This is a genomic window from Winogradskyella forsetii (genome assembly GCF_013394595.1).
In the GTDB taxonomy this organism is placed as follows: Bacteria; Bacteroidota; Bacteroidia; order Flavobacteriales; family Flavobacteriaceae; genus Winogradskyella; species Winogradskyella forsetii.
On the sequence record NZ_CP053348.1, the window covers coordinates 1,450,033 to 1,463,892 of the forward strand.

General features: G+C 33.8%; 12 protein-coding genes. 6 read left to right on the forward strand and 6 right to left on the reverse strand.

Annotation, left to right across the window (positions count from 1 at the left end):
- Positions 1–46: 46 nt before the first annotated feature.
- Positions 47–1,876: an SLC13 family permease gene (locus HM987_RS06320; RefSeq protein WP_229724629.1), complete on the reverse strand. Its 1,830-nt coding sequence runs from the start codon at positions 1,874–1,876 to the stop codon at positions 47–49.
- Positions 1,877–2,450: 574 nt separating this feature from the next.
- Between HM987_RS06320 and bshB1 the strand changes: the two genes are divergently transcribed.
- The gene (bshB1, locus tag HM987_RS06325; protein WP_179006261.1) at positions 2,451–3,173 is read left to right on the forward strand and encodes a bacillithiol biosynthesis deacetylase BshB1; all 723 of its coding nucleotides are present in this window, start codon (positions 2,451–2,453) and stop codon (positions 3,171–3,173) included.
- Positions 3,174–3,773: 600 nt separating this feature from the next.
- Here bshB1 and HM987_RS06330 read toward each other — a convergent pair.
- Entirely contained in the window at positions 3,774–4,328 is a 555-nt protein-coding gene (locus tag HM987_RS06330; RefSeq protein ID WP_179006263.1) for a thioredoxin family protein, read from the reverse strand.
- A 75-nt stretch (positions 4,329–4,403) separates the two neighbouring features.
- Here HM987_RS06330 and HM987_RS06335 point away from each other — a divergent pair, with 75 nt between their 5' ends.
- Positions 4,404–4,739 (forward strand): tRNA-binding protein, encoded by a 336-nt coding sequence (locus HM987_RS06335; RefSeq protein ID WP_179006265.1) that lies wholly within the window; start codon positions 4,404–4,406, stop codon positions 4,737–4,739.
- A 206-nt stretch (positions 4,740–4,945) separates the two neighbouring features.
- On the opposite strand, the gene HM987_RS06340 is transcribed toward HM987_RS06335, so the two are convergent.
- Together HM987_RS06340 and HM987_RS06345 are read right to left on the reverse strand one after the other, a co-directional pair.
- The gene (locus HM987_RS06340; RefSeq protein ID WP_178988807.1) at positions 4,946–5,335 is read right to left on the reverse strand and encodes a PUR family DNA/RNA-binding protein; all 390 of its coding nucleotides are present in this window, start codon (positions 5,333–5,335) and stop codon (positions 4,946–4,948) included.
- A 63-nt stretch (positions 5,336–5,398) separates the two neighbouring features.
- Positions 5,399–7,153, reverse strand: a complete 1,755-nt coding sequence (locus HM987_RS06345) for an ABC transporter ATP-binding protein (RefSeq protein WP_179006267.1) — start codon at positions 7,151–7,153, stop codon at positions 5,399–5,401.
- A gap of 130 nt (positions 7,154–7,283) precedes the next feature.
- Between HM987_RS06345 and HM987_RS06350 the strand changes: the two genes are divergently transcribed.
- From HM987_RS06350 to yajC, 4 genes are all read left to right on the forward strand, one after another.
- Positions 7,284–8,387 carry a Glu/Leu/Phe/Val family dehydrogenase gene (locus tag HM987_RS06350; protein WP_179006269.1) on the forward strand — a complete coding sequence of 368 codons (1,104 nt, stop codon included), beginning with the start codon at positions 7,284–7,286 and terminating at the stop codon, positions 8,385–8,387.
- Positions 8,388–8,687: 300 nt separating this feature from the next.
- The gene (gene nusB / locus HM987_RS06355) at positions 8,688–9,599 is read left to right on the forward strand and encodes a transcription antitermination factor NusB (protein WP_179006271.1); all 912 of its coding nucleotides are present in this window, start codon (positions 8,688–8,690) and stop codon (positions 9,597–9,599) included.
- 155 nt (positions 9,600–9,754) lie between these two features.
- Positions 9,755–10,324, forward strand: coding sequence for a DUF1573 domain-containing protein (locus tag HM987_RS06360; RefSeq protein ID WP_179006273.1), 570 nt, complete (start codon positions 9,755–9,757; stop codon positions 10,322–10,324).
- 11 nt (positions 10,325–10,335) lie between these two features.
- Positions 10,336–10,623 carry a preprotein translocase subunit YajC gene (gene yajC / locus HM987_RS06365; protein WP_179006275.1) on the forward strand — a complete coding sequence of 96 codons (288 nt, stop codon included), beginning with the start codon at positions 10,336–10,338 and terminating at the stop codon, positions 10,621–10,623.
- A gap of 158 nt (positions 10,624–10,781) precedes the next feature.
- On the opposite strand, the gene HM987_RS06370 is transcribed toward yajC, so the two are convergent.
- Both HM987_RS06370 and HM987_RS06375 read right to left on the reverse strand, forming a co-directional pair.
- A complete protein-coding gene (locus HM987_RS06370) occupies positions 10,782–12,911 on the reverse strand; it encodes a DUF4139 domain-containing protein (protein WP_179006277.1) in 2,130 nt (709 codons plus the stop codon).
- 498 nt (positions 12,912–13,409) lie between these two features.
- The gene (locus tag HM987_RS06375) at positions 13,410–13,829 is read right to left on the reverse strand and encodes a thiol-disulfide oxidoreductase DCC family protein (RefSeq protein ID WP_179006279.1); all 420 of its coding nucleotides are present in this window, start codon (positions 13,827–13,829) and stop codon (positions 13,410–13,412) included.
- Between the last annotated feature and the right edge of the window lie 31 nt (positions 13,830–13,860).

A 13,860-nucleotide genomic window follows, 5' to 3' on the forward strand; every position in this document is an offset into this window, starting at 1 on the left:
TTAATAAAGTTTCCATGATTTAATGATTTTTAATTCGACTTTCGATTTAAAATGGCCATATCAATGGCACTAATAGTAATGTTGTTATTAAAAAGAGCAGGAGCAATGGTGCACCTACTTTTAAGTAATCCATAAATTTGTAGCCACCAGCAGTCATTACCATGGCATTGGTAGTTGTACCTACTGGTGTTAAGAATGCGGTTGAAGCACTAATGGCGACCACAATCATAAATGGTGCGGCTGAAATATTTAAGGTATTTGCGGCAATTATGACGATAGGTGCCATTAATACTGCGGTTGCAGAGTTGTTAATCACTTGACTAAATGTTGTGGTAAGCAGAAATACGCCACCAAGAAGTACAATAGGATGTAAACTGCCTAAGGTATCCACTAAGCCGTTTGCAATCAATTCTGCTGTTCCTGTTTTTTGAAGTGCCACTCCCATTGGTATCATTGCGGCAATCATTACCACGCTTATCCAGCTTATACCTTTATAAGCTTTTGTCATGGGCACACATCCTGTAATTAAAATAATCCCTGCTGAAATTAACGCTGCAATGGCTCCAGGAACAACCTTGAACACCAATAAGGCAACCATCAATGCTAATGAGAATAAAGCAATGTAAGATTTGGAGGTTAGGTTGGTCACGGTTTTTGCCATGCCTTCAGGACTACCACAAATCACTAAATGTTCGTAATGTTCTTTTAATTCCTCAATAGCACTCCATGCCCCTCTAATTAAAAAAGCATCTCCTGCTTTAACTGTAATTTCAGGTCCCTCTAAAGGTTTAGAATTACGAGAAGCTGCCATCAATTGAACATTGTAGCGATCCAAGAAATGACTGGATTTAATTTTTCTACCGACCCAAGCTGACTGTGGCGTTACCAATACCTCGGTCATACCAACTTCTTGATTGATAAGATTATTTCTTAATTCATTTTCTATTGGATCTAAAGGTAAAAGGCCTAATCTAAAATTTATCATTAAAGCATTGATGGCTTCAGTAGTACCTTTAACCGTAATAATATCATGGTACAAAAATTCAGTCTCACTTGTTGGTAATTCAATGAATGGATCATTACCTTTTAAACGACTTGGATGTCTTCGTTTAATCCGCAAAATGGTAATACCATGTTCACTTTCAAAATTCCAATCGCCTATTTTAGTATTTAAAAATGGAGATACAGAACGAACTCTTAGTCTGTAATAGTCATTATCTACCTTATAAGCTTCAATCCATTGGTGAAGCGTGGTACTGATATTCACAGGTTTATTATTGGTTTTGTTACTCGGTAATAATCGGTAGCCTATGAATCTAAAATAGAGTAGTGCCAATATCAAAAGGGGTAAACCGATAAGTCCAAATTCAAAAAATGAAAAGCCTTCTAATCCACTTTCTAGCATGGTATTATTTACGATGATATTGGGTGGTGTTCCTGTTAAGGTTAATAGTCCACCAGTATTAGAACCAAAGGCCACAGGCATTAATAATTTTGAAGGCAGTGTACCAATGCTCCAAGCCGATGCAATGGTTACAGGCATCAAGGTTGCTACTGTTCCTGTATTGCTAACCACTCCAGAAAGCAAACCGGAACCGAGTGTGGTAATTAATAAAAGTTTCACTTTACTTTTACCGGCCATTTTTATGAACTTTTCTCCAGCCAATGCCGTCCAACCGGTTTGTGATAAGCCTTCTCCTATTATAAACAAAGCAGCAATCATAATTACTGTTGGGTTGCTAAATCCGCTTAATGTTTCGGTTAGGTTTAATATCCCGAAAATAAAGAGACTTAACATCGAAAGAAGTGCAATAATATCTGGTGTGAATTTTCCCCAAATGAATAAGGAAATGGTAATAATAAGTATGGCTATCATTAAGCTCATAGTTTGCTGGTGTTTAAATTATAGTGTAAAGTTAAAGGTAGAAGAATGGAATAATTATGACGAAAGTCATACTTTGGTTGAATTGAGAATTTTTCAATTTATAGTAGTTTTAAACTATCATAATATTGAAATCTGTAAACGAAACCGATTTCGAATTAAAAAGAAAGCGATTATCTATCTTCTTTTTAATATTTTTGGCATTCGAGTGGTGTCTCCAACTGATGAAACTGTAATTGTAAAATAGTATTTACAGCAAAAAAGGGGGTTACAAATGTCACTGTACCTTTTTAAAACAATAATAACATGATAAAAGATTCTTATCCCAATTTAACTTTAAAGCGAGGTTTTTAACTTTTTTTTAGAATTGGTGATAGTCCATTTATGGACAAAATATGCGTAAAAAACCAAAGTTTTTTTTTGCAACAATGCCTTTAGGTATTGCATATGGTGTACCTAAAGGCACACATTAAGAAGAGCGTTACAAGTTTTTACCCATATAAAGTCCCTAACGGGACGAAAAATGAGAGTAAAATATATTTTATCATGTAATAATAAAAATATATAAATGAAATTAGATATTTTGGCATTTGGATCACATCCAGATGATGTAGAATTAAGCTGTGGCGCAACTTTGGCAAAAGAAGTGTCAAGAGGTAAGAAAGTGGGAATTGTGGATTTAACGCGAGGCGAATTAGGCACTAGAGGTACTGCAGAAACAAGGGACGAAGAGGCTTTTAACGCGGCTAAAATTTTAGGCATTCACTCTCGGATCAATATGCGATTTGCCGATGGCTTTTTTCAAAATGATAAAGCACATCAATTGGAAATCATAAAAGTAATTCGCTATTACCAACCAGAAATTATTATTTGTAATGCAATAGACGATAGACATATTGACCACTCTAAAGGAAGTCAATTGGTTAGTGATGCGTGTTTCTTAAGTGGTTTAAAAAAAATTGAAACCATTTATGGTGACGAAAATCAACCACAAGAACCTTGGCGACCAAAAGCGGTTTACCATTATATACAATGGAAAGATATTACACCAGACGTGGTGGTGGATGTCTCTGGTTTTATGGATAAGAAAGTGGCATCAGTATTGGCCTATAAAACCCAATTTTTTGATCCTGATAGCAAAGAGCCTGAAACGCCTATTTCCAGTAAGAATTTCACAGATAGTGTGGCGTATAGGGCTCGGAATTTAGGACGTTTAATCGGCGTAGAACATGCTGAAGGTTTTACGGTTGAACGTTTTCCTGGTGTGGATAGTTTATTTGATTTGAAGTAGGTTGACTAGATGTGATTTGGTAGTTTAAGAGAGTTGATTCTAATACGTTTTTATCATCAGTTTGATCGCCTCTAAACCTAGAATTCTAGTGGTTATATTCGGACGTAAGATTTTCTTATTTGTTTATATGTGCTTTAAATAGGATTAATGCGTGACGTTTTTGCTTATAACGTTTTATTTCCAGCCTGTCTATTTGTATTCATTTTTAGAATTTATTTATTTTTAGTGAAGTGGTTTGTTTCCATTTCGCTGTTAATAATTCTTCTTTTTAATATAGTTTTGTCAATTATCCTAAATATTACTCCGAAGCCAACAATGGTAAATATAAATTGTAGAATATTAAGAGTAATTTCAGATTTCACATAAACTCCAATATGTGGTTTAATCATTAACGTAATACCAAAGCTAAAGACTAGTGAAATAAATGCTACTATTGTTTTTGAAATCATTTTAATTGGATTTGAATGCATTTTTAATGAATGCAAAAGTATTTGACATATCATTTTTCATAATTATAGACAGCTCAAAAGGTTAGGTTATACACATTTTATTGAAAATTTTATTATAACCTCCCAAACAGGAGTTATTCAGAACCGAATCTCATTTCCATTTAATCCCACAGCCCACACTCGGCTTTTGGTCAGGATTTACAGTTTCGTTCTCAATCAAGGCATTCATGGCTTGTCGAATATCTTTTCCTGTGACTGGTTTGAAGTTTCCTGGTCTGGAATCATCCAACTGACCTGTGTAAACCAATTTTAAGTCTTTATCGAACAAGAAAAAATCGGGCGTGCATGCGGCATCATAAGCTTTGGCGACCTCTTGGGTTTGGTCGTACAAATAAGGAAAAATATAGTCGTTATCTATTGCGTTTTTTTTCATTAATTCTGGCCTGTCCTGTGGATAGTTATCGATATCGTTACTCGAAATTGCAATACATTTTATGCCTTTAGAAACATAATCTTTAGCCAATTTTGAGAGTTGGTCGTTAACATGCATTACAAAAGGGCAATGATTGCAAATAAACATTACTAACGTTGCAGTGGTGCCTTTTAGTTCATCTAGTGACTTTTTGGTGTCGTCAACTGTATCGATAAGTTTAAAGTCTGGTGCTTTGGTGCCAAGTGGCAACATATTGGATTCTGTGCGAGCCATAGTTTTTTTATATTTATGATTAAATTAAATATTTATGATTAAATTAACGAGATACCCACATTCGTGGGAAATATTATGGAAAAGATAATAACTTATGAAGACTTTACAAAGGTAGATTTACGAATTGGGACAATTATTGCTGTTAATGATTTCCCGAATGCTCGTCGTCCTGCGTATCAACTTACCATCGATTTTGGTGACTTAGGAATTAAAAAATCGTCAGCACAGATTACAACGCAATACCAAAAAGCGGAGTTGTTGCAAAAACAAATTGTGGCTGTGGTTAACTTTCCTAAAAAGCAGATCGCCAATTTTATGAGTGAATGTTTGGTGGTTGGTGCCGTGAAAGCGGATGATGTGTTTTTGTTGCATCCGGAAATAAAAGTTAGGAATGGCGCTGTGGTTTCTTGATTATTTCACAAAGTTACGCAGAGAATGTACAAAGATTCGCAGAGAAATTTGTAAATTCATTTACGTTTTTTAGTAAAATTTGAAACATTCAATGATTTTCTCTGTGTATCTCCGTGTAACTTTGTGAATCTCTGTGTAACAAGCTATTTCTAAAAAAAAACCGTCACAAATCGTAACGGTTTCATTTATAATTTTAAAAGTCAATTTTAGATATCGTCAAAACTAATATCTGTAAAACTTTCAGTGCTTTTTGTGTCTTCTGGCGTTTTTGCTTCTTGAGCGACAAAATCATCTTCACGTTTAAAGTCTTTTTGGTGACGTTCGCTAATCACTTCTGTACCTTTTTCGTCAATGATATAATCGGTCATTTCAGCTAAGATTTCCCTAAATTCAACAAAATCCTCTTTGTAAAGGTAGATTTTATGTTTTTTATAATGGAACGAACCATCGTCATTGGTAAACTTCTTACTCTCCGTAATCGTTAAATAATAATCACCAGCTTTTGTAGCTCTAACATCAAAGAAATAGGTTCTTCTTCCGGCACGTAATACTTTAGAATAAATTTCTTCCTTGTCCATCATTTCATAATCACTCATATCTCAATTTTTATAATTTCAAATCCAAAAATCTAAAAAAAAAGTAACCTAAGCAACAAATACTTACATTTCTTTTTCTGAGAGTTGTTTAATATAAAGTTCTTTATAGTAACCATCAGTATTTATAAGACTTTCATGATTACCAGACTCTCTTATTTTACCATCTTCCAATACAATAATTTTATCCGCATTCTTTGCTGATGATACACGATGGCTCACAATTATCGTTGTTTTGTCTTTAGTTAGCTTTACTAGATTTTTTAAGATTTTTTCTTCAGTTTCTGTGTCAACAGCAGATAAACAGTCGTCAAACAACAGAATATCCGGTTTTTTGATGACAGCTCTCGCAATGGATACACGCTGCTTTTGTCCGCCAGAAAGGGTAATACCACGTTCGCCCAAAACCGTATCGTAACCTTTGCTAAAGCCGATGATGTTTTTGTGTACTCTGGCATTTTTCGCCGCTTCTATAACTTCGTCGTCCGTAGCATCTTCTTTTCCGAATTTGATATTGTTCTTTATGGAGTCCGAAAACAAAAAGGCATCTTGAGGTACATAGCCAATACTTTCTCTAAGGCTGAAAAGATTCAAGTCTGAAATAATAGTATCATCAATTAATATGGTACCATTATTTATATCGTACAAACGACCAATTAAATCCAGAATAGTGGATTTTCCTGAACCTGTTTTTCCTAAAATGGCTAACGTTTCTCCAGATTTCAGCGTGAAACTAACATCTTTCAAAGCTTTGATATTAGTGTCAGGATAAACGAAGGATACATTTTTAAACTCAATATCGCCCTTTATGGGTGTAAGTTCATTTGCGCTGTTCTTAATATCCGGTTCTGTATCCAAAAATTCGTTAATGCGTTCTTGTGATGCTTCTGCTTGTTGTATTAAAGACGTTACCCAACCAACGGTGGCGACTGGCCAAGTAAGCATATTAACATAGATAATGAATTCTGCAATAGTCCCGATATTTTCAATTTTACCATTCATATATTGCATGCCTCCTACATAGATAACTATAAGATTACTCACCCCAATCAATAAAATCATCAATGGAAAAAATAAGGCTTGCACTTTAGTAAGGTTAATTTGTTTCTGACGGTTTTCCGCAGAAAGATGTTCAAATTCCACATTGGTTCTAGGTTCAATACCGTACGATTTTATAACCGAAATGCCGCTGAATGTTTCCTGTGAATACGTAGAAAGTGTAGAAAGCGATTGCTGCACTATGGTGCTTCGCTTATTGATCATTCGGCTCAATTTATAAATGGCAACCGATAAAAACGGTAAAGGTAGCAACGTGTATAAAGTTAATGATGGAGATCGATCAATCATATAAATAATGGCGACGGCAAAAAGTGTAAGTGTGTTCATGGTGTACATAATTGCAGGACCAACATACATCCTAACTTTACCGACATCTTCACTAATACGATTCATGAGGTCACCAGTTCTGTTCGACTTATAGAAATTTAAAGACAGTACTTGATAGTGCTGATAGACTTCATTCTTAAGATCAAATTCAATGTAACGCGACACATTAATAATCGTTTGGCGCATTAAAAACGTGAAAACGCCAGCAACCACAGCGGCTCCAATAAGATAGAGAATATTTGTGGTTAAGTCACTTCTAAAAACTTCCTTTGTAATTTTGCCATCCAAATGGTCCGATACTACATTGATGGAAGCCCCTATTAATCTTGGTGTGAAAAGCGCAAATATCTTAGCAATAATAGTGATGATGATACCTACAATTAAGCGGTATCTGTATTTGTAAAAATATTTATTGAGGTGTTTTAGTGCTTTCATTTTGTATTTGGTAGCTCAAAAGTATTACGATAATCGTATTTTATAGTTAATATTTTGCTAATGCTCTATTATTAATTTATTTTTGCACGCTGTTTTTAGATTTTCTTTAAACGCCCTAAACTTAACTTGCATGACTTCAGAAATTATATCATCAAAAGAATTAAAAAAAATAGATCCTGTTTTTGGACAACCATCTTTTGATGACCATGAGCAAATCGTTTTTTGCAACGACAAAGATACTGGTTTAAAAGCTATAATCGGTATTCATAATACAGTTTTAGGACCAGCTTTGGGTGGCACCAGAATGTGGAATTACGCTAACGAATGGGAAGCCCTCAATGATGTGTTGCGTTTGTCTCGTGGAATGACCTTTAAGTCTGCTATCACAGGATTAAACCTCGGTGGAGGAAAAGCGGTCATTATTGGTGATGCCAAAACCCAGAAAACATCAGAATTGATGAAACGTTTTGGAGAGTTTGTCCATTCTTTAAGCGGACGATACATCACAGCGGAAGATGTTGGAATGACAACTGAAGATATGGATACGGTACGCGAAGTGACACCTTATGTTACAGGTATTTCTGAAAGTAAAGGTGGTGCAGGAAATCCGTCTCCAATAACAGCTTACGGTGTTTTTATGGGTATGAAAGCTGCGGCTAAATTTCAGTTTGGATCCGATATTCTAGAAGATAAAAATGTATTTGTTCAAGGTATCGGAAATGTTGGTGAAGCACTTGTTGAGCACTTGGTCAATGAAGGTGCTAACGTTACTATTGCGGACCTGAGCCAAGACCGTTTGGAACAAATAAGGTCAAAATATGGAGCAACGATTTATGGAGGTCAGGATATTTATAGCGAAACCATGGATATTTATGCACCGTGCGCTTTAGGTGCCACTATTAACGACGATACCATTTATAAATTGAAGGCTAAGATTATTGCTGGAGCTGCAAATAATCAATTAGCTGAAGAAAAAAAGCACGGTAAAATTCTACAAGAACGTGGTATCGTATATGCACCAGATTTTTTGATCAATGCTGGAGGAATTATTAATGTTTATGCGGAATTAGAGAATTACGACCGACAAGAAATAATGCGTAAAACGGAAAACATCTATAATACCACACTCGAAATTTTAGACAATGCCAAAGTGAATAATTTAACAACCCACAATGCGGCTTTAAACATAGCTAGAGAGCGTATTGAAACTCGTAAAAGAGAAAATATGAAATAGAGGTAGATTAATTTTTATTTCAAAATGAAGTGATTTAAACTATTAACATTTAAGCGAAAATTAATGATTTTTTGGCTAGTTGAAGACTTTTTTGATTTACATAGCAGCGTTACGGAAAGAAAAAAAGACAATAAATAGACGAAAAAGAGAAATTTTTTAGCGAATGGAAAAAGTTTAATTGACTTCAATAAAATAATAGTATTTTTGCACGGTGAATTTTTAAAAATTCACCTTTTTTAATAACCATAACAAAGCGAGTTCTTACACATGCTAAACCGAAGACACATCAGAATAAAAGTCATGCAATCTATGTATGCTTTTAAAGGTACAGAAAGTGATGATTTAACAAAAGAACAAAAGTTTTTGCTTCACAGTTTAGATAGCATGTACGATTTATACCTGTCACTTTTGGCGTTACTTACCGAACTACACAAAAAGAGTAAGGATCATAACGAAAAGCTTCAAAAGAAGCTAGTGAAATCTGAGGCCGATAAAAACCCGAATTTAAAGTTTCAAGACAATCAACTTTTGTATCTTATCAGCAGTAATACAATGCTGCAAGATGCGATAGCGAAGCGAAAACTGAATTATTGGGATTTAGATTTTGAGTATGTCGATATCATTTTTAAGGCGATTTTAAAAAGTGACCTTTACAAGAATTACACAACGGAAACGGAGACCAGCTTCAAAAAGGACAAGCAGTTTATAATCGAAATTTTTACTGAAATCATTGCGCCAAATGATAAGCTTTACGATTTTTTTGAAGATAAAAAACTCACTTGGGTAGATGATTTACCTGTGGTGAATACGGCTATTTTGAAAGTATTACGAAAATTGAAATTAACTTCTCCCGAAACAGCTTTATTACCGGATTTATATAAAGATGACGATGATAAGGAATTTGCAATTGATTTATTCAAAAAAACATTTCTCAATAGCTCAAAGTATGCTGAGGAAATTAGCGAAAAAACGACTAATTGGGATTCTGAACGTTTGGCAAGTTTAGATGGTGTGTTGCTAAAAATGGCACTTTGTGAATTTCAGAAGTTTTCATCCATACCTTATAAAGTGACTATTAATGAATATTTAGAAATCGCCAAGGAATATTCTACACCGAAAAGTAGCTTGTTTATCAATGGGATTTTAGATAAAATAGTAAAAGAATACCAATCTGAAAATAAGCATCTTAAAGCTGGAAGAGGCTTGATGTAAGCCATAAATAGTATCTAGATTTTCGGTTTTAGTGTACATTAAGACATCTTTTTCGTACAAAAACCTGTTAAGAAAGGGCTAAAAATTTTAATTAGACAAAATAATCATTAGCTTTGCCAGCTGAAAATAAATCTTAACCATTAAAAATAAAAATAATGAAAAAAGTAATTTTAGGACTTAGTGCATTATGTATGGTAGCATTTACATCTTGTAAAGAAGATGCTGCTAGCAAAATTAAATCTGAAAATATTGCAGTTGCAGCAGAAAGAGATGCTAATGCAGGAGATTTTCCAGTAATTTCATTTGATAAAACGGAACACGATTTTGGAACTATCGAAAATGGAACACCAGTAGAAACAACTTTTAAATATGAAAATACAGGTAACTCTATGTTAGTTGTAAGTAACATTAAAAGTACTTGTGGTTGTACTGTACCATCTAACTGGACAAAAGAAGTTGCGCCAGGAGAAACAGGTGAGTTTACTGTAAAGTTTAACGGAAAAGGAAACGGGAATAAAGTTAGTAAGTCAATTACCATGACTACAAATACAGAAAAGGGTAAAGAAATTGTTAAGATTTCCGCTTTTGTGGAAAAGGATCCTAATGCACCAGTTAAAGCGGCACCTCAAACAGCTAAACAAACTGTTAATCCTTTAGCGACACCAGTTGCAGCTCCAACAAAATCTTCTACACAACCAGGTCACGAAGGTCATAACCACGATTAATTAAATACTGAATGGATTTAGGAACTGTTTTACCGTTTTTGGGCATATTTGCTGTGATGTATTTCTTTATGATTGCACCACAAATGAAACGCTCTAAACAAGAAAAAAAGTTTGCTGCAGAACTAAAACGTGGCGATCGTGTGATTACTAAAAGTGGTATGCACGGAAAGGTTGTAGATCTAAATGATAAAGACAACAGCTGTGTTATTGAAACATTGGCAGGAAAAATAAAATTTGACCGTTCCGCAATTTCTATGGAAATGAGTTCGAAGTTAAATGCACCAGCTACAACAAAATAAGCTTATTGCATTTTAGAAATATAAAAAGACTGTTCGTTTATTTGAACAGTCTTTTTTTTTGTTAAAGGGTTTTATTGATGAACTCGTTTAGACTTCAAAGCTTATCGTTGCTGAGTGAAGTCGAAACTAAACCTTTGAGATTTTTATAATTAAGCATATTAAAGATTGACGCGTTTACCTTTAGGGAATTTTACCGAGTACGAATGCTCAACTTTATCAGTGTCTCCAGATTTTAAGTTTATTTTCCATTTTAAAATGCCCTTGTCTTCATCGTAAACGGAACTTCCTGTTTCAATATCATCAATCTTAATAGCTTTATTCTGACTTTTTGGAATACGATCTAAAACCGTTAATTGAATCGCTGCTTGTTTGTTGTTTTTAATTTCAATCTCAAAAGCCTTATTAATGACCTTATTACTGCCAATGAATGTGGTTTTCTTAAAATCATTAAGTTGTGTGCGTTTCACAACAATATTTGGATCTACACCAAGTGAAACCGTTAGACTATCTGTTGTAGCAGATGGATTAATGTTGGTTTTACCTGAATAGCTTCCTTCAAAATACACATTGGCTTCCGCAGGTAATAAGTTATATTGTTCCCAATTGCCAATTTTTGCGGTTAGGAACACATTTTCGTTTAATACAGGCGCAGCAAAATAATTATAGGTTGCTGGCACGCTGAATTTATCGATTTCAATAACTGTGATATCTCCATCAGAAGGAATGTTATATTTTTTGTCTATTTTGAAGTTTGTGTTTGTGATTCCTGTTTCGACACTAATGCCTAATTTATTCATTGCACTTTCAGAATTATCTTTTAATGTTATTAAGACTGCCCCATTAGCCGCACGATTTCCATATAGCGTGGTCGCTGATACATCCTTAAGCACTTCCATAGATTCAATATCTGATGGGTCTATAGTTTCCAAGGTATTTCTTTCTGCAGGAATACCATTTACAACGAAAAGGGGAATAGAATTTTCGTTCATAGAACTAAACCCTCTAATACGAATATCCGTATTTGTACTTGGTTGCCCTGATCTAGAAATCACATTTAACCCAGAAACTTCGCCTTTCAATGCTTCAGTAATTTTACTATAACCTGTAACTACAACTTCGTCCAAATTATTATAATTATCTAATTCCACATTCATAATACTAGAATGAATTGGTAATTCTTCAGTTTTCATACCAACATAAGAATACACTAAAGCGTTTCCTGAACTTGTTTTTAAATTATATCTACCATCAAAATCGGTTTGTGTACCATTAGAAGTTCCTTTCTCAATTACAGTAGCTCCAGGAATTGGTAAACCATCATTGGCAGAAGTTACAACTCCAGTTACCGTTTTTACCAAAGGGTTATACTTATAATTATAACTCCTTGTAGCACGTTGCGATTGGTAATTACTATAAGCGCTTATAAAATTTAAGTATTTTGGGTTTACCGTGGGTTTTTCGTTATTGGTGTTTGGGTCACTAGTGGATAGCACTAAATCCACATCTTTCCAATCGCAACCAGAATTTTGGAATACATGTGCCTTATATTCTAGATTTATAGGACTATTGATTTTCTCTGCTTTTAAATCGTAAATAGGGAACCATCCCGCATTTTTAATATTATACTTTATTTTTAAGTCTAATGTAGTTGCCACGTCACTATTCAATTTTAATTTAATTTCTCCAGTTTGTACTCTTTCTTCTACATTAAATTCGGCCAATTGTTTTTTGATGTCGGTTTGCCGTACTTCATAATGTTCAATTTCTGAATTTGATTTGTTGATTGCCACTTTCAATTCTGTAATACGAGTTCTGTAATACGAGGCGAAGGTTTTTAATTTTTCTAAACTGACAACTGTAGTTTCGTTACCTAGGTGTTTATTGCTTTGAATCAGACTTAATTCCTCGTTGTACCCAGAAATTAAATCGTATTGATATTGAATTTTGTCTTCAAGAGTTTTTAATTCTGTTTGTAATGTTGGAATTGAATCGCTTGGTTTTTGTTTCGATAAGTAATTGATTCCATAATTAATGGAAAGAATGGAAGCATCCTTTAGTCCCGAGATTTGAATACTGCTTTCTTCAATTTGTGGAGATAAGCCAATAAAGGTAATTTCGGATTTCCCTGAGTTGAGCTGGAATGTGGATTCGCGGTTTATTTCTGCACCATCTAAATACACCTTAACAGCTGTGATTTCACTTGACTGCTGAAAAGCATTGGCAAAATTAATAAGCAATATAAAAAGTAGTAAATGAAAGATTTTGAAAAATTTTAGTTGGATCGTCATGGTTATTGAGTTTAGTTATTTCTCAAAAATATAATGACAGATGAACTATGTAAAGTATGAATGAGTGTAGTAGGCGATGTCAGTAGTAAACGCCATATTTTGATTAGTTATGAAGGATATATGATTTATTATTCAAATGAATTTATAAAAATATATGGGTTAACATTATTATAAAATTAGTGTTATTCGCCTCCGAAATTTGACAAGTAAGATATTTTACCATAGTGTAATTGATAGACATAATTTGCACTTTTAAAACCGAAATCAATTTAATGTGTAATTATATCGAGTATTTTAGGTAAAACTTAAACCTGACCATATATTTATAAAAACAAAACGATGTGCTATTAACCAATTCGCTATTTTCCCTCATTATAATTGAATTGAGATTACAATTTTTGTTTTAAATTAAATTAGTTTTAAGTAAGTTGTTAAATTAAAAAAGCCCTTTTCATTGGTTGTGAACGGGCTTTTTTTCATTTATATTAAGATATTATACTAGTCCATAAACTTGGCTTTTAATTCCGGAGTCGGGATCATACACGATTCTTTTTTACCATACCATTTATAGCGGTTCTTCGCAATATAATTATAAACCCAATTTCTGATAAAAGTGGGTACAATTAAAAAAATAGACAAAAAATTGGTCGGAAACCCAAGATGACTTGCTACTAGTAATGCCGCAGTGGATTTATGGGATAATTTACCCTTTTCAGGATTATAGAGTAATATCGAATCTGTTTTCTCAGTATCAATAATAAATTTTTTAATGATGTCTTTTCCAATATCACTTTGTAAAGGGGCAAACAAGAATTTGTCTTTTTTATCTCGTTTGATCACAAACAAAACACTAGCGTTGCATAGATTGCAGACTCCATCAAAAAGAATTAATTGTTTGTTATTTGGAATTTCTGTCATTTTTTATGTAATCTTAATCTTAATCATTTAA